The following is a 24,190-nucleotide window of genomic DNA, read 5'->3' as shown; positions in this document are numbered from 1 at the left end:
TATTCTTTCTTCAATAAATGTATCTCAACACTACTGGAATGTCATGATTGGATTTCCATCTATTCTAGAAGGAATAGAAGATTTAAACCGCGAGCAAGTTGAGCAACTCCTCCACCGCGCCCAGGAACTTAAATTAGGTTCCCCGGCCAGACTTCCCCTTAAAAGAAAAATTTCAGTCGCAACATCTTTTCTTGAGAATTCTACTAGAACAAAATTATCATTTGAAATGGCCATCAAAAAGCTTGAAGGAATCCATATCAATTTTGACGCTGAGAAATCATCACTAAAAAAAGGTGAATCTCTGGAGCAGACACTACTAACTCTCTTCTATCAAGGAATTGATATTTGTATTGTACGCACGACAGAAACAAGACTACTGGAACAATTTAAGGACTACCCACCGATTAAAATCATTAATGGTGGTGATGGAACAAACCAACACCCGACACAGGCACTCTTGGACCTATTTACTCTCAAAGAATACTTCAAAGGTGAGCTGGCCGCAAAGAAGATCTGTATTGTTGGTGACTGCACACACTCAAGAGTAACTCACTCCCTGATGGACCTGTTACCATTATTTGGAATGCAGATAACTCTTTGTGGGCCTAAAGAATTTATGCCATCACACCTACCTTCAAGTGACCTTATCAAAGTAAGTGATGATCTTGAAGGAACCTTAAAAAACTCAGATGCAATTTATCTGCTTAGAATTCAAAATGAACGACATGAAGAAAGTTTTGATATGTCGACATATAACCAACAGTGGGGAATCAATGTTGAGCGCCTCATAAGAGTTGGTAAGGAAGCTGGAAAGGTTCCACCTATCTTCCACCCTGGACCTGCCAATATTGGGATTGAAGTTGATAGTGAAATTATTAATTCAGATCTATGGATGGCCCATAAACAAGTAGAAAATTCCATTTATATTCGCATGGCAATTATCGAGGCCATGATAACTAATGGCGACACTAAAATCGGTGCTCGTTATAATAAAATCTCTGCACTAAAAGGACTGACGGAAAATGACGAAAGCAAATTTAGATAGGCATGCATTCCTATCTCAATCTCAAGAATTACTCTTTCAAAAATCTCTTAAAACGACTCCTATTTTCCTTCATTTTCCAGATCAAACAATTTTCAAAGCCTATATAAATCTCCAGCAAAACGATCATCGTCTACAAGATGGTATTTTTGGAGAAGCGGCCTTTACGACAGGAATGACTGGTTATCAAGAAACGGCCACAGACCCATCATTTCTTGGACAACATATTATCTACACAACGGCCCATGTCGGAAATTATGAGTTTAACGAAGAAGTCTCTCAAGGCTTAAACTCAAACAAACCTTACGCAGCTAGTTTAATCGCAAGAAATTTCTCATATAATAAATTCCTAGAAAATTGTGATTTACCCCTAATAAGTGATGTGGACACAAGAGCTCTTACTAAGTATCTATCTTGTAAATCCAAGGATCACCGTTGCCTCATCACAACATCTGAACAAGCGCCCGACTTTTCAAAATATAATCTTGAATGTAACGATCTTTCAAAAGTGTCATCTCAAGAAAAGAAGATTATCACTAGTGGAGACAATCCGATTGTTGTCATCGACTACGGTATCAAGAAGGCCATTGTTAATTACTTAAAAGATTTGGGATACCCACTTGTGGTTGTCCCACATCATACGCCAGCACATGAAGTTGAGGATTATAGACCAAGGATGGTCTTTTTATCTAATGGGCCAGGTGACCCAAAGCTCTACACTAGTGAAATAGAAACGGTAAAAGAGCTCTTAAAAACTGATATTCCAATTCGAGGAATTTGTCTTGGCCACCAATTAATTGGCCTGGCCTGTGAAATGGAAACAATCAAGCTACCTTTTGGCCAACGAGGGGCAAATCACCCAGTCTATTCACACTATAACCAAGATCTACTTATCACGAGTCAAAATCATGGTTACGCAATTGAAAAGGATTCATTTGATCAAAAGAGACTAGAAAACGAATTTGGTCTAAAACTATTTTGTGAATATACTTCCCTATTTGATCGTTCACTTGAGGGACTAAGAAGTTATGACTCAAGAATCAGAAGTGTTCAATTTCATCCGGAATCAAACCCTGGGCCGAAAGACGCAGCAATCTTTTTTAGCGAGATCAAAGAATTTCTTAAAAATGGTGCTAAAGAGATAACAACTGAAGAAATAAAAGAGCTTCCAAAATATCATGAAGGAAAACTAAACTCTCCATATAAGAAGATCCTTCTAATTGGTTCAGGCCCAATTAAAATTGGCCAAGCTTCAGAGTTTGATTACAGTGGAACACAGGCCCTAAAGTCCCTTAGAGAATTAGGTTTTGAGGTTGTTCTTCTAAACTCAAACCCTGCCACAATCATGACAGATAAGGATATGAGTCACCGTACTTATATTGAACCAATCACAAAAGAGACGATTAAGAAGATTATCGCAAAAGAAAAAGTTGACGCCGTTCTTTCCACAATGGGAGGGCAAACAGCACTCAATATGTGTATTGATCTAGAAAAGGAAAACTTTCTAAAAGATAATGGTGTTGCACTCTTAGGTGCAAATATTGAAACAATTGAGAAAACAGAAGATCGTGAACTCTTTGCAAAAGAGCTTGATAAACTAGGTTATAAATCAGGAAAGAGATTTAGTGCCAAAAGCTTTGATCACGCACTAGAACTAGCTGATGACCAAGTTAAATTCCCACTTATTATCAGACGAGATTTTGCACTCGGTGGAAAAGGTGCGGCCCTTGTTCATAATCTTGATGAGCTTGCCCAAACCCTTTCTTCTAGTGATATTAAATTTCCAATTACAATGGAGAAGTCCCTGCTAGGTTGGAAAGAGCTAGAACTCGAAGTTATGGTAGATAAGAATCGCTGTGGTGTTGTGATCTGTTCGATCGAAAACGTTGATCCTTGTGGGATCCACACAGGAGACTCAATTACAGTTGCGCCAGCACAAACAATCTCAGACCATTGCTACCAACAACTAAGAACAATGTCTCTTAATATTGCCAAGCATATGAATGTTGTGGCCGGAGGGGCCAACGTTCAATTTGCCGTTAACCCGAAAGATGAAAATGATATTGTTGTCATTGAGATGAACCCTCGTGTGTCTCGCTCTTCGGCCCTTGCCTCGAAGGCCACGGGCTACCCTATTGCTAAAATCTCAGCAGGACTTGCTGTAGGCTTAACTCTTTTTGAGATCCTAAATGATATCACACGTATCTCACCGGTGGCATTTGAGCCGACACTCGATTATGTGGCAATTAAGATTCCAATCTTTCCATTTAATAAATTCCCTTCAAGCTCTCAAATCTTAGGCCCACAAATGCGCTCTGTCGGTGAAGTTCTGGCCCTTGGAGGAAGCTTTAACGAATCCTTCATGAAAGCACTAAGAGCAACAGAGCAAGGACTTGAGATCCCAAGCTTAGAGCAGCTCAAGACAACACCATACCCTATTACTGAAGAATATCTTCTTGAAAGATTAAAGAACCAAAGAGAGTTATCACTTCTAACTGTTTTAGAAGCATTAAGATTTGGTATTACACCAGAAAAAATTCACGAAGTAAGTGCAATCACACCTTGGTTCATCGACCAAATGGTTTGTTTTCTCGATAAGGAATTAAAACTAAAACAAGATACCCAAATCTTGGAAAACAACGACGAACTCTATGAATTAAAAAAGCAAGGCTTCTCAGACAAGTACCTTGCCCTTTTATCAGGTCAAAGCCAAGAACAAATTTTAGATAAGAGAATCTCTGCCGGAATTAGGCCAGTTTTTAAAGCAGTAGACACATGCTCTGGTGAGTTTAATGCCCTAACACCATACTTCTACTCAACTTATACACAATTTAATGATGTCCAAAGAATCGAAGAAGAAAGTTGTGCAATCTTTGGCTCAGGCCCTAACCGCATTGGTCAAGGGATTGAATTTGACTACTCATGTGTAAAAAGCGCGATGGAATTAAAAGAGCAAGGGATTAAATCGATACTTCTTAACTCAAATCCAGAAACTGTTTCAACAGATTATGACAGCTCTGACAGACTGTACTTAACACCACTTTTCTCAGAAGATCTTTACGAGATTCTAGCTTTTGAGAATCCAAATCATGTCATCACATCTTTTAGTGGCCAAACTGGAATTAATATCCGCGCCCACCTAGAGGCCCCTTTTAGAACAAAGCACCAAGAGTTTAACTTCTTAGGGCCAAGCCTTGAACTATTAGACACTGTTGAAGATCGTAAAAGATTTGATCTTCTTACGAAGGAAATTGATCTTGCCCACACAACTTCAAAAGAAGTTAGGGGGTATAAGAACCTTATTAATACCATCACTGAAATTGGCTACCCAGTTATCATAAGACCTAGTTATGTCATTGGTGGAGAGAGTATGTTTATCTTTGAAGGCCCTGCAGATATTGAAAACCTTCCACAAGAAACTCTTAAGTCACTTCATGAAAATACAATCGCATTTCAGGTTGAAAACTATATCTCAAATGCACTTGAGTACGATGTGGATCTTATTCGAGACAAAGCTGGAAATACTGTCTTTACCATCTGCGAGCATATTGAATATGCAGGTGTTCACTCAGGGGATTCTGGAATGATCTCTCCTCCAGTGAAGGCCCGCACAGAGATCGTAGAAAAAATGAGAAAGCTTGCAACAGATATGGCCAACACAATGGAAATCACAGGCCCTATTAATTTTCAATTTGCACTTAAAAGTGACGAAATCTACTGTATCGAGGCCAACCCAAGAGGTTCGAGAACAATTCCATTCCTATCAAAGGCCTATGATGTCAATCTTGCTGCCATTGCTACGAAGGCCTTACTTGGTAAAGAAATCGAAAATCATCACAATTTTGAAAGTGAATATAAAATCATTAAACAATCAACATTCCCATTTGATCGTTTTGTTCAAGACTCAATTATCCTTGGCCCAAAAATGAGATCAACTGGAGAAACACTTGGTATCGATAAGAATCGAGACCTTGCTATGATAAAGTCATATCTTGGCAACTACCCAGACCTTCTCAATAAGAAGTCTGTTCTCCTATCATTAGCAAGAAAAGATGATGAGCAACTCATTCAAAATATTAAAGAGCTAAACTCTTTAGGCTTTAAGTTTTTTGCCACAAAAGGTACCTATCATTTCCTCAAGCAGGAATGTGCAATTAAGGCGACACTCGTTGATAAGTTGGCCGATGATGCAAATAATATTGGAATGCTTGAGGCCATTAAAAATGACGATCTTGCCATGGTACTTAACACACCTCTAAACCAAGGGCGATCTCAATCAGATGGAGAATTTATCAGAAATACGGCAATTCAATATGCGGTTCCTTGTTTTACAAGAATTGAAAATATCAATGCTGTTTGTAAGGCCATCATTGCGGCCCATTCAAAGCAGTCAACACCAGTAAGCCTACAGGAGATGACAAATGGATAAAACATTTGTTGCGCTTGACGGTATGACGAGACAAGAGGTTTTCGGCCTCTTGTCAGATTATCCACAAATCAAGAATGTTAAAGTTGGCCTAGAATTATTTCTTCGCTACGGTAGAGATTTTGTTAAAGAATTATCACACAAGTATCAAGTTCAAATTTTTCTCGATCTTAAACTTCATGATATTCCAACAACCGTTGCTAAGGCATGTGCAACACTAGAGGGCCTAAATATACGCTTCCTTACAGTTCATGCAACTGGTGGAGCAAAAATGCTTGAACTTGCCCAAGAGAGTATTTCAAAGGCCGTTGCTAATTGTGAAATCTTGGCCGTAACAATTCTTACATCCCACAACGAAGATGACATTGAAGGAATTTGGGGCCGCACTCATAAAGAAGCACTAATGAGCTTACTAAATGAAGTTGCAGCATCTAGCGTAAGAGGAATTGTATGTTCTGGTGCGGATCTAGAGATTGTAAAAGAATTTGAAGAAAAAGCTTCGCTGAATTTTACCAAGGTATGCCCTGGGATTAGGTTAGGTCGCGATCATGATGATCAAGTGAGAGTCATGACACCTCAAGCGGCCATGGATGCAGGCGCAAACTTTCTCGTCGTCGGAAGACCTATTACTAAGAATCCAGAGGTTTTACGAGAAAACCTCTTTCCTTAACATGATATGTAATTACATTTCCCAATAACTTTCTTCTAGACTTTGCTCCTTAACCGGAAGGTTATGTGAGAGTCTAGGAGACTTCTGCTTTAGAACTTCATAACTCGTGCGATTTGCATACTTACATAATTGGTGAATTGAAGAATACGTTAGATACTTGCCATCGTGCTTAATTGAATGAGGTAGTAGTTTTTGGTGATAAACATTTGCCGCAATATCATGCAAGATTGCAGAAAGTGCTGCATCTCCGGCACCATTTGTATTTTCAATATTCTCAGGTCCTCCCATAAATGGATTGATATGAGAATAAATCTTAACTGGCCCACTACAATCAGCTTTTAACTGAGAGCGAGAGTATTCAAATCTATTATAATTTTCAATCGACTTAGAATGAAGCTTATCCTTTGTCTCACGGGCCCTTGTTTCACATGCCCAAGAAGCAATATAGAGTCCTCTTTCCCCATCTGTAATTAGTGCTAAATCGGTATAGTCTAAAATCTCCTCTCCAATAAGTAGCGGATCATCCATACCAAGTAATGCCTGGGCCTCGTCACGATTCATCGCTAAGACATTTACATTTTCTCTAATGAAGTTTTTGAAGAATTCTGTATCACTTTCTATCAGAGAGCTTGTTCCAAGAGCAAAAACAACTGGTATGTCATTTTCTTTAGCAATACTTACGGCCTTAAGAGTTGCTTTATAAAGAGGAGCATTACGATCTCTTAAAAGGAATGCTGTCACTAGCAAGGCGCTTGAGTTTTTAATGAGGTCATCAGGTATAAACTCTTCTGTTAGTTGATTCATGATCCCCTTTCCAATAGCAAAGGTTCTCTCTTTATCTGGAGTAATCAAACACATTGCTCTGGCCATCTGGCCGGCACATGGCTGGAGGTAGCTAAAATCAACTTTAGAAGAAGTACTGCAGATATATTTAAAGGCGTAGTCACCTACCTTTATCGTTTCGCAAATTGTTCCAAGTGCAAAAGACTGATCATCTGACAACACCGAGTAATTATGTAAAGTATTACCAACCGCTCCCCCTGCATACTGACCAAGTATTCGGCCTTCTTCATACGAGCGCTGATAAAGGTCTTCAACATCCTTATCAGATAGTACATAAGACTCGCCTGCTTTAAGGCCAAATTCTTCTAATAGTTCAAATGAAGCATCAATTTCAATATCAACAAGAAGCTGATCGATGCCAACAATATAAACATTTTCTTTGCGGTTAAAATCTGTCTCAAAAGAAAGTCGACCCTTGGCGCTTACTGGAAAGTAATGCTTTGATCTTCTCTTACCTGGAAATCTCATAAATAATCCTAAACTAATGTAGTCAAAAATTCTATTTTGATTATAATAGATATATGAAAAAACTTTTAGTGTTAATTTTTTCTCTTACTCAATTAAGTACTCTCGCCTATCGTTATGCCGTGACAAAATCACGACAAACAATTGTCTACGCTGACGTTAACCTTTCGGCCCCAATTGGCTACATTCGCAGTGGGAGAAAAATTAAAGTCGGAGACAATGACCTAAAACAAGGGACAATTGTACCACTAGTTGTCTCAGGAAAGATTGCATATGTTAGGACTAATGATATAAGTTACTCGGTTTCGGGAACAAAACTCGAGCATGTTCCTGAAGTTACAGATCACGATGTGAAGACAATATTCACAAATGATGCCCAAAGACTAAAAGAAAATAGTTTCATCTCTCTCGATTACGCAAGATTTGAGGCCGGTACGGAATGGGACGACTTTCAGGCAAAATACGCCAATGAAACTTCTCCCGCCTTTAATCGTTTTAATCTAGCGATCGAATATCGTGACCCTAAACATCGACATGGCTTCAAAATAACACTTGGCTACCTAACTGCTTCTGCAACTTACAGTAGCATCAACAGTGTTCTAGGAGAGCTTCAATATCAGTATCGTTTGATCAATCGCAACAGCTTTGTTGCTGAAGGTTTTGCTGGCCTGATTCTAACGGGTGATTTTGAACAAGAAAATTTTGGCGAGAAGGCAACTGGAATGGCCTATGGATATAATATTGGTGGGCGTATTCGATTTGCACCATATTCAAGGATTGGCTTTTATGGCCAGGCAGGGCTAACGGCCCTTTACACAAGCTCAATGGATAAATTAGTTACTGAAACTGTTTCTTCAATTGGTGGTGTGTCAATTGGAGCTGGGATAAGCTTTCGCCTCTAGCTCAAAGAGCTAGAAGCATTTAATAGAGTTATTGTCACCATCATCGTTTTTGTAGCTTACAAAAATCTGATCAAGATTCTCATCGTATTCTACTTTAACGAGATAATTATCAAATACTCCAGAGAACATGTATCGACTTTTCATCGAAACAAATACCGATAGGTAAATTGTATTATCATTTGGACTCTCTAGCTCAACTTGATTTAGAGAATAAATATTAAATTTTAATTCGTCGGCATCAACAGAGAAAGCGGCCTTTTGTCCATCTAAACAAACCTTCTTATAGTCTCTTTTGATGGTATCCATTACGATCTCTTCTATCTGCTCTGCTCCCCAGCCAGTTTTTGCACCCCAGCCAGTTTTGAAATCAATATCGATTTGGTTTTCTTTATAAGAAAATGGCTTTTCGCTAGAAATTAGTGCGAATGTATTAAATGAGATAATAATAGATAGTAAAATTGATTTAAGCATTTCTTTCCCTCATGTATGATGAGGTATTTATCCTATACCAAGGCATTTTCATCAAGTAAGTGTGTAATATATTTAGGTACTTACTAAATAATTTTCTCTATCTGTCGATATGTAAACTATGGAAATTAGGGGTATAGACCTATTTAGCTATATTGATTATCGTCAGTACTTAGAAGATATCTATCTAGGCCGTAAATCTGTCGATAAAAAGTATACATTTGGCCGTTGGGCCAAAGAACTTGGGATCTCAAGTGTCTCAGGACTTACCATGATTATCAAAGGCCAAAGGCATCCTGGGCCTCAAATTACGGCCATGTTAATTAAGAACCTCGAGTTGAATAAGAAAGAAGCAGAATTTTTTCAGACCTTAGTTGATGCTAAGAAAAACTCTAAGGGTGATGAAGAAACGTTTAAGGCCATTGTTGAAAAACGCACTTCAGATGTAACAAGGGCCGATCGCCAAGTTGAATTTAAATGGGAAATGGCACTATTAAGAGAGATGCTTAAGTGGAGCGACTTCAAGACTGCTAAAGACCTAAGTGCTAAGAAAATGATCTATAAGGGACAAGAAGACTACTCACACATTTTAAAACAAATGAAGAGTGCAAAGATCATCAATATTGAGAATTCAAAAATATACTTAAATAAAGAATACACTCCACAGTACAAGCTTGATATGTCACAATTTCTCCCTCTTCATAAAGAGATTTGTGATCTATCGGCCGATAGTTACTATCTGCCAAAAGAGCAAAGGGTCTTAGAGCACTTTCTCATTAATGTAAAAAGATCAGATCTTCCTGAAGCAAAGAAGAAGATTATGAAGTTTATTGATGAATTCACAGAGGAATTTGACTGTGAAAGCGGAAATAGTGAAGAGCATCAGATCTTTACTCTATCGACACTCTTCTTTCCATTTACTGCTTAATCATTGTATTAGAAATCATTATACTTGATAACTTTCCAGGGCCCATACAATGTAGCCTCACTTGCATCTGCTTTTCAATCTGCGTGTGGCCGATTAGAGCACACTGGGAAGGTATGGCATAATTATATTTTAGCTTTGTGCTAAGCTTATCCTCGTCACTTGTAATTAAGCGAATATTGTCACCAAAGAGTCTCTGCATATCAGTATAGATTGCGCCTTTAGAAGAACTAAGCTGTCCCATCTGAAAAATCTGAGAGAAGTTTCCACCAGGAAAACTTGACTCACGATTAATCGCAGTCTTTGAAGTGCTGATAATCCTTTTGCCATCAGTTACAACAAGGTGAATATGATAGCGTCCTTCGATATAAATCGAATAATTTTGCTCTTCTTTATAGACGGCCAAAATTGAAGCAAGTGGATCATTCCAATCACTCTCAAACCTTAATGTTCGTCCACCTCTAGAAAGCTTGAAAGATAGCTTATTTAGCTCTTGTTGGCGTGTAATCAAATACTCACTTATAAAATCACCATCAGCAGTCGAGCGAACTGTCGAAATATTCGACTGATGAATTTGAAGAGATCTCCCCTTTTTAATAATTTTAAAATTTTGGGTATCATCAAAGATAATCTCGTAATATTCATTGAAGCTAACTTCACCAAGAGCATAGACGATTCTAACTTGGCCACTATTTTGAGACTCTTTATCTTGTTCAAGAAATGAAACAAATTGTAATTTCTTAAAGAAAGGTAGATCAAGCATTTCTCTAATCTTTGTATCAAATTGATATGACTCTAAGGTTCTAATTTGTAACTTCACCTTATCATCTTCAAGAGATGGCAATAGATAATAAGGCCTCTTTTTTTGTATATTATTTAAAAAGTCGATTGGGTCTGTATTATTATCAACTTGAGGTAACTCAAAAACCTTACTGACAAGTGGAACTAAGACACTCCCAAGCTTATTCGTTTGCGTTCTTATAAAATTGAAATATGGACGTCCTCGATTAAAATCCAGCCCACCAAATTGAGTTGCATTCAAGCTCCATCGAGAGTGCTCTCCAAAGAGTGGCCTTCCTCGCGAATCAAATGATTCAAGAATATACTCACGATTGTTAGATGATGTACCATAGACAAGAATATCAAGCTGACCATCAATATTCATATCCACTTTCATGACGCTAATAACTTTTATATCCTTAGAAAATTGAATCTGAAATGGTTCAAAGCTTTGTCTCTCTTCAGACAAGTAGAATATACTCTTTAGCGAGCGGTTATTTAAAACAAAGTAGTCTTGAGAGCTTTTCTTGGCGTCAAATTCAATAACTTTTTGCAATTGAGAACTTTTAATATTTGGTGCAATTCTCAAAAGAGCACCAGCTGCAATTTTTGAAACCTGTTTCTTATAAGAAATAGGAAGAGGCACAAAGAATTGAGCATCAAAAGATTTATCAGAAATAAGATCATCATCTTTTAAGAGACTCAACTTAAGCCTCTGCCATGTATCAATATCAAGACTTGGTATTTTTGCACTTATTTGAACTCGGTTTAAACCTTCTTTTAGTGATATTTGACGGCATGTCTTTTCATCGTATATCACCATCGAACTGAGGCAGATTCTTGCATCTTCGAGTGCATATTTAGAATAGATATCAAAACTTAGACTGGCGCCATAGTTATCATCTACTATTTTATCAATTGTGATACTATCCACCCCTTTTGTTAAAATGACTGGTGGCAGAGGCTTATTAGAACCAGTACTAAATGAATCCATGAACTTTTGATAGTCGGCCATTAAGAGATCAGATTCAGAAAGAGTTCTTGAATAAGATTTTAATTTTGCTAAAAAGTCATAGCTATTAATAGCGAGGTCTTTTAATTTAGCTGCAGCGGCAAGGGCCGTAATATGCGCAATAGAAAAAGATGTCCCCGTTTTAATATCATAATTACCAACACGCAGAACCGTTGATTCCATACTTGATGGAATTGTACCAACAAGTTTTTCTCCTGGAGCATAGATATCAACAGTCTGGCCGTAATTAGATGAAGATACTTTTTGACCTTGAATATCAATTCCACCTACACAGACAACACCGTTATAATTACAAGGAAAGATATTTCTTCGTTTGTTATTATTTCCGGCCGAGGCAACAACAATAACATTCTTCTTTAGAGCATAATCAATTGCACTAACAACCTGAGGAGTCTCGATAACTTTTGGGATCCCTAAAGATAGATTCAATACTTGTGCGCCATTATTTACGGCAAAAGCGATGGCCTTGGCCAAGTAGCTAGAGACAACTTTCCCATCATGAGTAAAGCCTCTAAAGTTTGTGATGGCCTTAACTGGCATAATTTCAATATTCTCAGGAAGTAATCCATCAATACCAACACGATCTTTTTTGGCAGCTAAAATTCCTGCAACAAATGTACCGTGACCAATCTCATCAGATACATTCCCATTTCCATCAAGGACATTATAACCGTGACAAGGTAGGGCCTTTTTCTCTTCTTCATTTTTACCGACACAACCTGGGTAGAACCAAATATTATCTTTGATTTCAGGGTGATTCACATCCACGCCAGTATCGATAATAGCAACAACAACCTTGGAGCTACCAAATTGATCAAGCTGGGCCTTAGTGAAATAATTAATATCAACACCCTTAACACCATCAATATTTTCAAATCCTAGCTCAGATGTCTTTCTAATATATGACTGGCCCGTATTTCTGATATTCCATTGTCTTTGAGATAAATCGATACCAAAGCTACTTTGAGTAATAATAGAGCACATAAGAATAGAAAGAGCTGTGACTTTATTAAAAATCATTTTAGAGTCTCCCTATACCATAGCCCTAAGACTTCGGCCTTAATCATCCCAAGAACCTTAACAAGCTTATTAATTGGTCCACCAAAATTTCTCGAATTAATTTTCCCATAAGAATTACCGACAATTGGCTTCATCATTAGCTCACTTCCAACACGGTAACCTGATAATTGCGATTCAATATAGATATTATCTTCGCCAAAAAAGTCGAGTAGTGTCTTTGCATCAACATACTTAGCAAAGTAGTGTCCAACATGGGCCAAACACTTAAGTCCCTTTTGCGTTTTATTCTTATTTAAATACTTATTACACCAATAAAGCTTACTTCTAATGGGATCGAGATCACCACAGCGAAGCTTTTCAGAAATCGTACGGCCTGTATTATCGTTGTCTCGTCCACCACGTCTAAAACATCTTCTAATCTTCATTTTACGTGAGATTTTATCTAGATCTTTTGAAGTAATTGAAAGAATCTTCTTTACCGATTTATCAAAGAAATGAATCTTACTCTCCAGTCGCACAAAGTGCATATCTCCAGCATCATTGGCATCTGAAGGTGTATAGAAATTAAGATTGAAGGCCTCATTTTCTTTCTTAAGATACTTCTTAATTGTCTTTTCCTTCATGATGGCCTTTTCATGAGTCTTTCGATAATGCATATACAATTCATTCATATTATCGAGAGTTGGCCTAGCATCAACATCACTTAGCTTAGATTCAAACTTTGTCTCATATGTTGTTGCGGCACCAAAAAGATCCTTTCCAGGGTTTTTATAATAGTGCTTTGCTTCTTCAATCATAGGAATGTAGCTCTTATCAAAGCTCACATCTAAGTTATTAATAAATTTCTTTAAATTATAAGAGGCAATATTCTTTAAGAATTTTCCAACAGCAATCCCGTCCATTTCTCCAAATGTTGATGAAATCAATTTGATATTGACTTGATCCTTAATTTTAACAAAGAGTTCAGTAATCGACTTAAAGGTACGAGAGACGAAAAATAAGAGATTTAGGTTAAACGTTTTATCTTTCGAATTATTATAAACTTGAATATCTTCTGGCCCCATGGCCTCATTAGAGCGATCTCTGAGTATTGATAGAAATTTGGCTGCATTTTGTGAAAACACTAAATCATCTTGTTCTGGGTCCATATTTATTTCATAGAACTTTAAGTCCAGCTTCGATTTAATTGATGCAGCTTCACTCATAATAATTGGAATTAAATATGAAATTCCACCACGAGCTCTTACTTCATTTACATTGGCCTCATCATAGTAAACTTGAAATTTATACTTTGATTTTCGAGTAATATGAATTCTTGAAAGTTCTTTGTACTTAGTACTAATCGAACCATATCCATTGGCCACACCAAAAAGAGGGGCATTTAGAGACAGTGTTACATCTGGAACAACAGATGTTGAGATAATAATCGACTCTCCTATTCCAAAGTTTTGAGAAATTTCATTATAAATTGCATGAAGATCTTCTCTTCTTGTTTCATTATCAAGATCTGAAATATTGATTGATTCTTTTAATCTCTCTTCGATATTACGTAGTGTCTTACCAACTAACATATTCTTATAAGGAGTCTTAATCGCCTCCCTTAGATCTTGCAGGGGCCTTACATGAGTATAGCTTGTGTTTATTCCAATATTTGGAAAGACTGAACCACCAGTTGTTTGTGAAATAAACCTTTCAAGCCCAATGAAAAGCCCTAAGTTTGTGGTAAATCCAATTGTGTCAGCAAGTTGAACGAAGTTATCTGTTCCAAGACTTTGTCCTACAACAACGTCACGGCCAAAGATAATATTTCCTCTAACGACAGGTGACTTCCAAGAAGAAAAAGGAAGAGGTGGAAACTCTCCATGCTCTGCGAAGTAATCAAGAGCAAAGTCCTTATTGGCCAGAAAGTCTTCTTGTAACCACTTCACCTTGGCCTTTGATAAGTCAAAAGCACTTAGGCCTTCACTAATTTTTCCAGTAATCCATTTAAAAGTACTACTTTGTGCTTCTGAAAAAAGAAAGGCCGGAATATCATCCATTGGCGACTTACTAGCTCCAAAGCTAAATTGGCCAGCATAACCTTCAAAGCTGTGTGGAATAAGAAAACCATCTTCAACAAGAGGATCTTCGATATCTTTCTTATATTCAATAAGAGGGGCATTAATCTTTAATGTCGAGATAAGATTATTACGTCGACCGATAATCTTTTCGATTAAAAGCCTTTCAACAACTTTTGGATAGTGAGACTGTTTAACGATTTGTGTGATTTCATAGCGATTTAGATTTCCAATCAATCTTGCAATCCATTTTACATCATCATAGGTAGCACTGAAATCAGTAGAGCTTGGATATTCAAAAAGTAGATGATCATTTTTGATCTTTAAAAAATTAAATGAAAATTTATTAATTGATTCTTCTAAATTTAGAAGTGAATAAACAACAATTAAGCTTCTAAGAGTACGAAGATCCTTAGTATCATTAATTGAAGTTAAGGCAACGTCATAAAAATCATCTTCTTTAGGATGTCTTACGAAGATATCCTTTAAGATAAGGTAGTCACTTCCCTCTTCGACAAGCCAATTCTTATATGAAGCTCCCAACTTAATAACGAGCTCTACATCTTTAAAGTAGTCTTTTTGTTTTTCGTCTTTGAAATTGATTTTAATATTCTTAAGGTATTTAGAAGTTGGAACAACATAGCCTAAGCTTCTAAGCATATTCTTACGAAGAAGAATAGTATGAAGTGTTTTTGAAAGGTGTACTTGAAAATTACCTTCACTATTTTGGGCATTAAATCTAAGGACACCAGCAGGAGAGCTGATAACTCCAGAGAAGCTTAATGAGTCAGCGTCTCTAATTGGTAAGAGAGCATCGTCCTTAAAACGAGAAAAATTATTGGCCCCATTCCATAGATTTGATAAAACAGGAGAAAGAGTTGAGAGATCAATGCCTTCGGCCTGTAGCTCATAGGCCTGTTCAGAATCAATTGGGCCATATTCTATACTATAAAGATCCGAAGCCGGTAGGGCCTCACCATTTATGGCAACAAGTCCATCGGCGGCAAAGACCTTTGCCGTTAAGATCGAAATCACTAAAATCAATATACTTAAATTTAAAATTTTCATTACGCTCTAAAGTAACAATATTTGGCGCTAGAATTGGATCTTTTGAAAGATCTACAAGTGCTGTTTAATCGCTGTACAAGTTCAAAATAAAAGGGCCCATTCAGGCCCTCTTAAATGTGTGGTATTTGGATATAATTTCAATAGCTTATAATTCAATTGAAAGTAATTCTGGAAGGATAACGTCCTCGATATTTTGAGTTGTTGTCCCAAGGTGTCCAGCGACATCATCAAGAACTTGCTCACGTGCACTAAGATCGTTCTTAGCTGCCATAAACTCTTCAATCGATTTTCCAGTAAAGTGCTTGATATTATTTGCAATTGCCTGCTGATCTTGCTCAAGAAGTTCACCATCTTTTGCGTTTTCAAGCATTTTCTTGATTTCTTTTTCCATTGTCACAAGAGAAAGTGCCTTATCAGCTGGAAGTTTGAAGGCCTGAGAATAAAGAGATGCTTTATTAAACATTTGAAGCTCATCATCATTGGCGGCCATTAGACCTGTATCCATTGTCTCTTCTTCATCTTCATAGTAGTAACCAGTGTCAAAACCTTGGAATACTGGATCACCAAAAACATCTGATCCAACGTAGTCAACGATTTCATAATCGTCACCCCAACCGTCACCAATAATTCCTAAGTCCCATGCATCATCTGATTGAACGTCACGGAATTCATCTGCAAGACCTTGGTTATTTGAGTAATAGTCCCAATAAGCAAGAGTTCTAAGGTATGTAATATCAACTGCTACGAATTCATTATACTTAGCATCGAAGTAAACAAAGAAGTCCTCTCTAAGAGAATCATACTGATCCTTCTCAAGAGTGTTTAGGTCATAGTAATAAGGATCAACACTATTTAATGCCGATACAAATCCTTGTGCTGTTACGTATGGAGAAGTGTATCTTCCATAAGTCGACGATGATCCAGAGCCTCCGCTTCCACCGCAAGAAACAAGTAACGTACCAAGTGCTGCAACCGCTAATAATTTTTTCATTTATACTCTCCCTCAAAAAAATTGAAACCTTTGCTATTCAGCAAGGCCAGTCATTAATAAAATCTTCGTGATTTTAAAATTAGAATAATGAAACTAGTTCAAGATCCATGCCAACTTTTTTCTCACAAACTTGATGCATTTAGTACCATATTGGCCCTAAAGTGGATTTTTTACTGGTGCTATAAGAAACTGTTAGAAAAATTGGGTTCAAGATGCACCTTGCACCGTGACAAATCAATGCTCCGCGTTCCAAAAATGTTTTAGGATCCTTTTAAGATTGACCACTTAGACAATATTACTTATATTTTATTTTTAAAATATAAAGGTTATTTCACGATGAAAGAAGCTATGGATATGGACATTGAAATTGTTGAAAAGAGACTACTTGAGTATCTTCCTCATTATGAGGCCTTCTTTTCTAAAGTTGGTTTTAAACGCATCGAAGGTGCCATCTTTGGCGTACTAGTCTATTCTTCAAGGCCACTTGCTTCAGATGAAATCGAAAAAATTCTTGGGCTTTCACAACCGGCAGTTTCTAGTGCTTTAAAGACTCTAGCAACATATAAGATGGTCATCTCTCATGATCATCCTGAAATTAAACGCATGAAAATTCACGAGGCCAATGATGATGCCATCAATATTGTTTCAAATATTGTAAAGAAGCGTGAACTTGAGATTATTGAAGAGTTTGAGAATATCACTGCTGAATCACTAAAACTCGTCCATGATGAAAAAAGAAAGAAGCGCTTAACAAATATCTTAACAACTACTCGCTTTGCTAGATCGCTTAGCGAATTTATCATTTCAATCAGCAAAGAACTCGATAACCCTTATATGGCCATTGAGAAATTTCCGATGGTAACGAAAGTCTTAAAAAACTCCCTCACAGATATCAATCAAATCAAATCTGGGATTACTTCAGGGTTAAAGAACTCTTTCTTAAATATCGTATCAAAAATTGAAAATGAAAAACATAATAATGGAGTCAATGAATGAACCTATCACGAGTCGTTATCACAGGTGTGGGCCTAACTGCACCAAATGGAAATAGCTTAAAAGAATTCCGCTCAGCTCTTTTAGAGCAAAAGTCAGGAATCACATATGAAGAAGTACGTTTTATGGGGCAAATCCCTGTAGGAAAATGTGATTTTGACGAAAGAAAGCATCAAAAAGGTAAAATGAGAAAGCGCGGAACTCGTGTTGGTGGTATCTCTGTTTACTGCTCAAAAGAAGCATTAGAAGATGCTGGATTAGATATTAATTCAATGGATAAGTCTCGTATTGGGATTTATCTAGGAATTACTGAACATGGCCCAGTTGAAACAGAAGAAGAGTTATTCCAATTTTATAAAAATAATGATGAGAAGCCAGAGCTTTGGACTCACCATCATAACCCTAGAACAGTTGCCAACGCACCTGCCGGAGAGGTTTCTTTAAATCTTGGAATCACAGGACCGCATTATACAATTGGTGCTGCATGTGCCGCAGGAAATATGGGGGTTATCCAAGCTGTTCAAATGCTTCAACTTGGGGAAGTCGATCTTGCTCTTGCCGGTGGTGTTTCAGAATCATCAAACTCATTTGGGAACCACGTCTCATTTAAAGCACAAGGGGCACTAGCAGACTACCCTGAAGATCAAACTCGTGCTTCACGCCCACTAGATAATAACAGAAACGGAATTGTTATCTCAGAAGGCGGATGTGTTTATACACTAGAAAGACTTGAAGACGCTCTTGCTCGTGGTGCAAAGATTTACGGTGAAATCGCTGGCTACCATACAAATAGTGATGCAACGGACTTCGTTCTTCCAAACCCAGAGCGCCAAATGGAATGTGTCCATAAGGCCATCGCTAAAGCAGGAATTACAATTAATGATATCGATATTGTGAACCTTCATGCAACTGGTACAAAGATGGGAGATATCCAAGAAGTTGCTGGTATTAAAGAAGCTTTCAAAGATTCACCAGAAGTTGCTGTCAATTGTACAAAAGGCTTAATCGGTCATGCCATGGGAGCGGCCGGAGCACTTGAACTTGCAGGTAATCTTCCAAGTTTTGAAGATGGCCTTGTTCACCCATGCCACAAAATTGATGAGATCGATCCAGAGTGTGCCATGGATCAGCTTGTACTTGAAGCACCATTAAAGAAAGACGTGAAATATATCCTTAACAACTCATTTGGGATGTTAGGTATTAATTCAACATTAATCATAAAGAAATACGAAGCTAAGGCTTAAATTAGAAACAGGAGAAAAATATGACACCAGAACAAGTAAGACAAATCGTAGTTGATATTATTGCAGACATCGCAGTTGATGATGATGTTACATCTATTGATGATGCAACTCCACTAAGAGATCAACTAGACCTAGATTCAATGGACTTTCTTGATATCGTTATGGAACTTAAGAAACAACACTCAATCGAAGTACCTCAAGAAGATTACCCTGAGCTTGCTTCTATGAATTCTTGTGTTGCTTACCTAACACCAAAATTCCAGTAAGTTTAATAAAGGCCACGTCACGTGGCCTTATTTCAAAAGAAATAATATGACACAAAAATATGACGTAATTGTAATTGGCGCTGGAATGAGTGGACTTGCCGCAAGTATTCGACTTGCGATGTTTGGCAAGAAAGTTGTCTGTTTAGAGAAGCACTCAATCTCTGGTGGCCTTAATTCTTATTACAGACGTGGAAAGAGAAATTTCGACGTAGGACTTCACGCCCTGACAAATTTTGCAGCTCGTGGTGAGCGAGGAAAGCCTCTCACGAAACTTCTTAAGCAATTAAGAATACCATGGGCCGAACTTGATCTAATTGAACAGAAGCAATCAAAGATCATCTTTCCAGAAACAAGTCTCACTTTTACAAATGACTTTGCAGTTTTAACACAAGAAATTGCTGATAAATTTCCTGCATCAATTGATGAGTTTAATCAATTTGTTGCCTATATTAGAGACTTCAATGAAGTCGCCTTAAATAATGAAACTTATATGGCAAAGGATGTTGCCAGAAAATATATAAAGAATGAAAAGCTTATCTCCATGATCTTCGCTCCCCTTCTAATTTACGGATCAGCATGGGAAGACGACATGGACTTTTCTCAATTTGTTATCATGTTTAAGAGTATCTATCTGGAAGGTTTTGCTAGACCTGATGGTGGAGTTAGAAAGATCATTAACCTCTTACTTGATAAGTATGAAAAGCTTGGTGGAGAGCTTCGCTTTCGCGCAGGCGTTTGTTCTATCAACACAAATAATGAGAAAGTAACAAGTGTTACATTAGAAAATGGCGAAGTACTTGAGTGTGACAAGGTCATCTCTAGCATGGGCCACCCTGAAACCATGGCCATCACAGAGGGACAGACTTCGCAGAAAGTCGCTGTTGGGCCAATGACTTTTTGTGAAACAATTCTTTGTCTTGATGAGCGTCCAAAAGACTTTGATATGAATGATACAATTCTTTTTTACAACGAAAGAGAAGATTATCAGTATCGCGGGCCTAGTGACTTTATCGACAATAAAAGTGCCGTTATCTGCTTTCCAAATAATTTTGCCAATGACGATAGTGATGAAGGTATTATCCGTCTTACCTATATGGCAAATTATGAAAAGTGGAAAGAATTGATAAGCACTGATCGTAAGGCCTACCTGGCCATGAAGAACGAAGTCTATGAACAATCGCTTCAAACATTAAAAACACTTTATCCGAATGCTTCTTTGGATGAAAATGTGAAATTTAAAGATGTCTTCACTCCTCATACTATTGAGCGCTATACCGGTCACCTTCGTGGTTGCGTTTACGGCTCAACTGATAAGTTAAGAGATGGAAGAACTCCAGTTCAAGGACTTTATCTTTGCGGAACAGATCAAGGTTTCTTAGGGATTATTGGTTCTATGTTAAGTGGGATCTCCATGGCAAACCTTCACGGACTAATGGAATAAAAAGGAAAGATTCGAATGAAATATAATAATGTCGTAATCGAAGACTATGCCTACATAGAGCCTCCAGAGGTTCTAACGAGTGATAAATTAGAAGAACTTCTTGAGCCGATTTATACAAGACTTAAACTGCCTCACGGAAGGCTTGAGCTTATGACAGGAATAAAGTCGCGCGGATTCTGGCCGAACTCAACTAGGCCTAGCTCCATTGCTAGCGAAGCTGGAAATATTCTCTTAGATAAGCTTTCTAAGAAAGGTATTAAAAAGTCAGATGTAAATCTACTGATTAGCTCAAGCGTATGCCGTGATTTCTTAGAACCTTCAACGGCATCCGTTATTCATGCAAATCTTGAGATGCCAAGTGAGTGTATGCTCTTTGATATTTCTAATGCATGTCTTGGAATGGTTAGTGCATGGGAAATTGTGGCAAATATGATTGAAACTGGCGCCATCAAACGTGCCATTATTGTTTCAGGTGAAAATAGTGCACCTCTTTTAGAGAATACAATTAAGACATTGAATGAAGATCAAAGCATTACGAGAAAGTCGGTAAAGAAATTCTTTGCAAACCTTACGATCGGATCTGCTGGAGTCGCCTATTGTCTTGCTCACAAAAGTGAAGCACCAAATGCACCACAAATCACTTCAATCACTAATCGCAGTGATTCAAAAGCAAATAAGCTATGCCAAGGTGACGGTAATCCAGAGTCACTTGTCATGGAAACAGACTCTGAAGAGTTATTAAAATATGGTAAGGCACTGGCAAAGAAAACTTTCGATGATTCAAAACTTAATCCAAAAGATATTGATATCGTTATTGGCCACCAAGTTGGTAAGGCCCATAAAGAAGTTGTCCTTGGTAAGCTAGGCCTTAATAAGCATGAAACCTTTGATACATTTGACACTCTTGGAAACACAGGTTCCGCTGCCCTTCCAATCACTTTGGCAAAAATGAGTGATGTTCAAGGGATTGAAAAAGGTAAGAAAATCGCCCTAGTGGGCATAGGCTCGGGGCTTTCATGCTCAGTCCTAGGAGTAACTTGGTAATGAATATGACAGTAAATACATGGCAACATGAATACCCTTTTAGAAATAACTTTCTTGAAATTGATGGAAAGAAGTACCACTACTTAGACGAAGGAAATCCTGAAGGTGAAGTAATTATCATGCTTCATGGTAATCCAACGTGGTCATTCTACTACCGTAATATTGTAAAAGAATTACAAGAGGACTATCGCTGTATTGTTCCAGATCATTTTGGTTGTGGACTTTCTGACAAGCCTCAGGACTATGAGTACACATTAGAAAATCATATCAATAATGTCCTAATGCTTATTGACCAATTAGAGATTAAGAAATTTAAGCTTCTTGTTCACGACTGGGGAGGAGCGATTGGAATGGGTGTAGCGACTTCAAGGCCACAAGATGTGACAGGAGTCATCCTTCTTAATACTGCGGCCTTTAAATCTCTTGATATTCCAAAGCGTATCGCACTTTGTAAGCTTCCTGTAATTGGAGAGCCAATGGTAAGGGCCTTTAATGCCTTTGCATGGCCTGCTACATTTATGACAACGACAAAACCATTAGCAAAGCATATTAAGGAAGGCTACCTTCACCCATATGATAATTATGCTAATCGTATTGCAACAGCTCGCTTTGTTAAGGATATACCTCTATCAAGTAGTCATCCTACATATGCAAGGCTTTCTCAAATTGAGGATAATCTTAAAAATGTAACATGCCCTAAGATGTTTCTTTGGGGAGCACAAGACTTTTGCTTCAATATGAAATTCCTAAAACGTTGGAAGGATTTCTATCCACCAGAAAGTGCAGAAACGAAGTATGTCGTTTATCAAGATGCTGGCCACTACGTTATTGAAGATGAGAAAGAAAATTGCCTAAAGGAAATAAAAGGTTTCTTAAATGAATATCGCGCATAGGATTGAGAACTGGGCCCAGAAAACACCTGATAAGGTTTGTATTAAGTTCCCAAGAAAAACAGGTAGTGGTTACCACTATGATGAACTTAGCTTCAAAGAGTTTAATGATTTAAGCTCACACTATAGTGCTACTTTAAGTCTAGAAGGTATTCAAAAAGGAGATAAAGTTCTTCTCTTTGTTAGGCCTTCATTTGATTTTCCGGCACTGACATTTGCCCTTTTCAAAATTGGTGCAATACCGATCTTAATTGATCCGGGGATGGGCCTAAAGAACCTATTTAAAGCGATTAAAGACGCAAAACCTGACTATTTAATTGCTGTTAATATTGTTCATATTCTTAGAATGTTTAAAAAGGACAGCTTTAAGACAATTAAGAAGTTCTTCACAACAGAAGGCAAGATCTTTCCACACCTAACAACAATCAAATCGTTAAAAGAAAGAGACCAACTTAGTTTTGAGACGCAAAAAGTAGAAAGTAGCGACCTTGCTGCCATCCTCTTTACTTCAGGAGGAACTGGGCGACCAAAGGGCGTTGAATACACTCATGAAATCTTTAATCGTCAAACAGATGTCTTACAAGAGTTATTTAGCTTAACACCTGAAGATGTTGATGTACCAGGTTTTCCACTCTTTTCATTTTTTACAATGTCCATGGGTATGACTAGTGTTATCCCTGACATGAACCCTAGTAAACCTGCAAAGTGCAACCCCGAAGCACTTGTTAAAAATATTAATGATAATGGTGCAACATTTATTGCTGGCTCTCCAGCGATCTGGGAGCGTGTTGGTGCCTATCTAGAAAAGACAAACCAAACTCTTAAGAGCGTAAAGCATATTGTCATGTTTGGTGCACCAGTTAGAAATGAAGTCCATGAGAAATTAATAGCACGCCTAGAAAGAGAAGATGCCGACACATATACACCATATGGGGCAACAGAGTGCTTACCTGTAAGTTGCTTTAATGGACGTGAAGTCTTAACGAACACTCAATTTGAAACGGCCCAAGGCGGTGGTACTTGTATTGGTCAACCTTGCCCAGGTGTAGAGATTAGAATTATTAAGGATGTCGATGGTGTCATCAAAGATATTAAAGACACAAAGCAACTTGCAAAGGGTATGGTTGGTGAAATCATCGTTCGCACCAAAACAGCAACTGCTGCCTATCATGAGCTTCCTGACAAAACTCGAGAGGCCAAAATCTATGATGGTGATACTTTTTGGCATCGTATGGGTGATCTAGGAAAGATGGATGCTCAAGGGCGTGTTTGGTTCTTTGGCCGAAAGGCCCACCAAGTAAAGGCCCATGCAACGACATACTACCCTATTTCAACGGAGGCCATTTTTAACAAGCATCCTCAAGTTAAAAAATCTGCTCTTATTTGGATCCTTAGAAATAACCGTGTTCGTCCAGCGCTAACGATAGAGCCAACAGGTAGAGTGATGAATAAGTCTAGGCTTAAGCAAGAGCTAAAAATTATGGCCAATAAGTATAGTCACACAAAAGATATCGATGAAATTTTTATTTGCTCTAAATTCCCAGTCGATATTAGACATAATATTAAAATTGATCGAAAGGCCCTAGCGCAAATGGCCCAGCAAGGAAAACTTAGGTAATAAT

At 37.8% G+C, this 24,190-nt stretch carries 17 protein-coding genes; 12 read left to right on the top strand and 5 right to left on the bottom strand.

Features of this window, described 5'->3' with window-relative positions; genetic code table 11:
* The first annotated feature begins 43 nt into the window (after positions 1–43).
* From ABMA79_RS11470 to pyrF, 3 genes are read left to right on the top strand one after another with little or no spacing between them, the layout of a single operon-like run.
* Positions 44–1,045 carry an aspartate carbamoyltransferase catalytic subunit gene (locus tag ABMA79_RS11470; RefSeq protein ID WP_392990111.1) on the top strand — a complete coding sequence of 334 codons (1,002 nt, stop codon included), beginning with the start codon at positions 44–46 and terminating at the stop codon, positions 1,043–1,045.
* Positions 1,023–5,471 (top strand): carbamoyl-phosphate synthase large subunit, encoded by a 4,449-nt coding sequence (carB, locus tag ABMA79_RS11465; protein ID WP_393092672.1) that lies wholly within the window; start codon positions 1,023–1,025, stop codon positions 5,469–5,471. The genes ABMA79_RS11470 and carB overlap by 23 nt, the downstream gene beginning before the upstream one ends.
* Positions 5,464–6,138 carry an orotidine-5'-phosphate decarboxylase gene (pyrF, locus tag ABMA79_RS11460; RefSeq protein ID WP_393092669.1) on the top strand — a complete coding sequence of 225 codons (675 nt, stop codon included), beginning with the start codon at positions 5,464–5,466 and terminating at the stop codon, positions 6,136–6,138. Before carB ends, pyrF begins: the two co-directional genes overlap by 8 nt.
* 12 nt (positions 6,139–6,150) lie before the next feature.
* Here pyrF and ABMA79_RS11455 read toward each other — a convergent pair whose 3' ends face one another.
* A complete protein-coding gene (locus ABMA79_RS11455) occupies positions 6,151–7,449 on the bottom strand; it encodes an inosine/guanosine kinase (protein WP_392860506.1) in 1,299 nt (432 codons plus the stop codon).
* Between the two features lie 53 nt (positions 7,450–7,502).
* Between ABMA79_RS11455 and ABMA79_RS11450 the strand changes: the two genes are divergently transcribed.
* A complete protein-coding gene (locus tag ABMA79_RS11450) occupies positions 7,503–8,348 on the top strand; it encodes a hypothetical protein (protein ID WP_393092666.1) in 846 nt (281 codons plus the stop codon).
* A gap of 9 nt (positions 8,349–8,357) precedes the next feature.
* On the opposite strand, the gene ABMA79_RS11445 is transcribed toward ABMA79_RS11450, so the two are convergent.
* The gene (locus tag ABMA79_RS11445) at positions 8,358–8,819 is read right to left on the bottom strand and encodes a hypothetical protein (RefSeq protein WP_392860503.1); all 462 of its coding nucleotides are present in this window, start codon (positions 8,817–8,819) and stop codon (positions 8,358–8,360) included.
* A 118-nt stretch (positions 8,820–8,937) separates the two neighbouring features.
* On the opposite strand from ABMA79_RS11445, the gene ABMA79_RS11440 reads away from it, so the two are divergent.
* A complete protein-coding gene (locus tag ABMA79_RS11440) occupies positions 8,938–9,744 on the top strand; it encodes a TIGR02147 family protein (protein ID WP_392860502.1) in 807 nt (268 codons plus the stop codon).
* Here the strand turns inward: ABMA79_RS11440 and ABMA79_RS11435 are convergent.
* The 3 genes from ABMA79_RS11435 to ABMA79_RS11425 form a co-directional block, all read right to left on the bottom strand.
* Positions 9,734–12,574: a S8 family serine peptidase gene (locus ABMA79_RS11435; RefSeq protein ID WP_393092663.1), complete on the bottom strand. Its 2,841-nt coding sequence runs from the start codon at positions 12,572–12,574 to the stop codon at positions 9,734–9,736. The genes ABMA79_RS11440 and ABMA79_RS11435 overlap by 11 nt on opposite strands.
* Entirely contained in the window at positions 12,571–15,699 is a 3,129-nt protein-coding gene (locus tag ABMA79_RS11430) for a hypothetical protein (RefSeq protein WP_393092661.1), read from the bottom strand. Before ABMA79_RS11430 ends, ABMA79_RS11435 begins: the two co-directional genes overlap by 4 nt.
* Before the next feature lie 145 nt (positions 15,700–15,844).
* Positions 15,845–16,690, bottom strand: coding sequence for a hypothetical protein (locus tag ABMA79_RS11425; protein ID WP_392860496.1), 846 nt, complete (start codon positions 16,688–16,690; stop codon positions 15,845–15,847).
* Between the two features lie 336 nt (positions 16,691–17,026).
* On the opposite strand from ABMA79_RS11425, the gene ABMA79_RS11420 reads away from it, so the two are divergent.
* From ABMA79_RS11420 to ABMA79_RS11390, 7 genes are read left to right on the top strand one after another with little or no spacing between them, the layout of a single operon-like run.
* Positions 17,027–17,686 carry a GbsR/MarR family transcriptional regulator gene (locus ABMA79_RS11420; protein ID WP_393092659.1) on the top strand — a complete coding sequence of 220 codons (660 nt, stop codon included), beginning with the start codon at positions 17,027–17,029 and terminating at the stop codon, positions 17,684–17,686.
* Positions 17,683–18,927 carry a beta-ketoacyl-[acyl-carrier-protein] synthase family protein gene (locus ABMA79_RS11415; RefSeq protein WP_392860492.1) on the top strand — a complete coding sequence of 415 codons (1,245 nt, stop codon included), beginning with the start codon at positions 17,683–17,685 and terminating at the stop codon, positions 18,925–18,927. The genes ABMA79_RS11420 and ABMA79_RS11415 overlap by 4 nt, the downstream gene beginning before the upstream one ends.
* A gap of 20 nt (positions 18,928–18,947) precedes the next feature.
* A complete protein-coding gene (locus ABMA79_RS11410) occupies positions 18,948–19,193 on the top strand; it encodes an acyl carrier protein (protein ID WP_103217109.1) in 246 nt (81 codons plus the stop codon).
* A gap of 46 nt (positions 19,194–19,239) precedes the next feature.
* Positions 19,240–20,634 (top strand): phytoene desaturase family protein, encoded by a 1,395-nt coding sequence (locus ABMA79_RS11405; RefSeq protein WP_393092656.1) that lies wholly within the window; start codon positions 19,240–19,242, stop codon positions 20,632–20,634.
* A gap of 15 nt (positions 20,635–20,649) precedes the next feature.
* Positions 20,650–21,678 (top strand): 3-oxoacyl-ACP synthase III, encoded by a 1,029-nt coding sequence (locus ABMA79_RS11400; protein WP_393092654.1) that lies wholly within the window; start codon positions 20,650–20,652, stop codon positions 21,676–21,678.
* Positions 21,678–22,571 (top strand): alpha/beta fold hydrolase, encoded by an 894-nt coding sequence (locus ABMA79_RS11395; RefSeq protein ID WP_393092651.1) that lies wholly within the window; start codon positions 21,678–21,680, stop codon positions 22,569–22,571. Before ABMA79_RS11400 ends, ABMA79_RS11395 begins: the two co-directional genes overlap by 1 nt.
* Positions 22,555–24,186, top strand: a complete 1,632-nt coding sequence (locus ABMA79_RS11390) for a fatty acid CoA ligase family protein (RefSeq protein ID WP_393092649.1) — start codon at positions 22,555–22,557, stop codon at positions 24,184–24,186. Before ABMA79_RS11395 ends, ABMA79_RS11390 begins: the two co-directional genes overlap by 17 nt.
* Positions 24,187–24,190 lie beyond the last annotated feature (4 nt).

Source organism: Halobacteriovorax sp. HFRX-2_2 (genome assembly GCF_043196705.1).
Taxonomy (GTDB): Bacteria; Bdellovibrionota; Bacteriovoracia; order Bacteriovoracales; family Bacteriovoracaceae; genus Halobacteriovorax_A.
Note: the sequence above shows the minus strand (reverse complement) of the source record. Positions and strands in the feature narration are given on the sequence as shown.

Coding starts and splice junctions, on each gene's coding strand:
- ABMA79_RS11390 (WP_393092649.1), top strand. CDS start 22,555: ATGAATATCGCGCATAGGATTGAGAACTGGGCCCAGAAAACACCTGAT.
- ABMA79_RS11435 (WP_393092663.1), bottom strand. CDS start 12,574: ATGATTTTTAATAAAGTCACAGCTCTTTCTATTCTTATGTGCTCTATT.
- ABMA79_RS11430 (WP_393092661.1), bottom strand. CDS start 15,699: ATGAAAATTTTAAATTTAAGTATATTGATTTTAGTGATTTCGATCTTA.
- ABMA79_RS11470 (WP_392990111.1), top strand. CDS start 44: ATGATTGGATTTCCATCTATTCTAGAAGGAATAGAAGATTTAAACCGC.
- ABMA79_RS11405 (WP_393092656.1), top strand. CDS start 19,240: ATGACACAAAAATATGACGTAATTGTAATTGGCGCTGGAATGAGTGGA.
- ABMA79_RS11410 (WP_103217109.1), top strand. CDS start 18,948: ATGACACCAGAACAAGTAAGACAAATCGTAGTTGATATTATTGCAGAC.
- ABMA79_RS11425 (WP_392860496.1), bottom strand. CDS start 16,690: ATGAAAAAATTATTAGCGGTTGCAGCACTTGGTACGTTACTTGTTTCT.
- ABMA79_RS11395 (WP_393092651.1), top strand. CDS start 21,678: ATGAATATGACAGTAAATACATGGCAACATGAATACCCTTTTAGAAAT.
- ABMA79_RS11415 (WP_392860492.1), top strand. CDS start 17,683: ATGAACCTATCACGAGTCGTTATCACAGGTGTGGGCCTAACTGCACCA.
- ABMA79_RS11445 (WP_392860503.1), bottom strand. CDS start 8,819: ATGCTTAAATCAATTTTACTATCTATTATTATCTCATTTAATACATTC.
- ABMA79_RS11440 (WP_392860502.1), top strand. CDS start 8,938: ATGGAAATTAGGGGTATAGACCTATTTAGCTATATTGATTATCGTCAG.
- carB (WP_393092672.1), top strand. CDS start 1,023: ATGACGAAAGCAAATTTAGATAGGCATGCATTCCTATCTCAATCTCAA.
- ABMA79_RS11450 (WP_393092666.1), top strand. CDS start 7,503: ATGAAAAAACTTTTAGTGTTAATTTTTTCTCTTACTCAATTAAGTACT.
- pyrF (WP_393092669.1), top strand. CDS start 5,464: ATGGATAAAACATTTGTTGCGCTTGACGGTATGACGAGACAAGAGGTT.
- ABMA79_RS11400 (WP_393092654.1), top strand. CDS start 20,650: ATGAAATATAATAATGTCGTAATCGAAGACTATGCCTACATAGAGCCT.
- ABMA79_RS11455 (WP_392860506.1), bottom strand. CDS start 7,449: ATGAGATTTCCAGGTAAGAGAAGATCAAAGCATTACTTTCCAGTAAGC.
- ABMA79_RS11420 (WP_393092659.1), top strand. CDS start 17,027: ATGAAAGAAGCTATGGATATGGACATTGAAATTGTTGAAAAGAGACTA.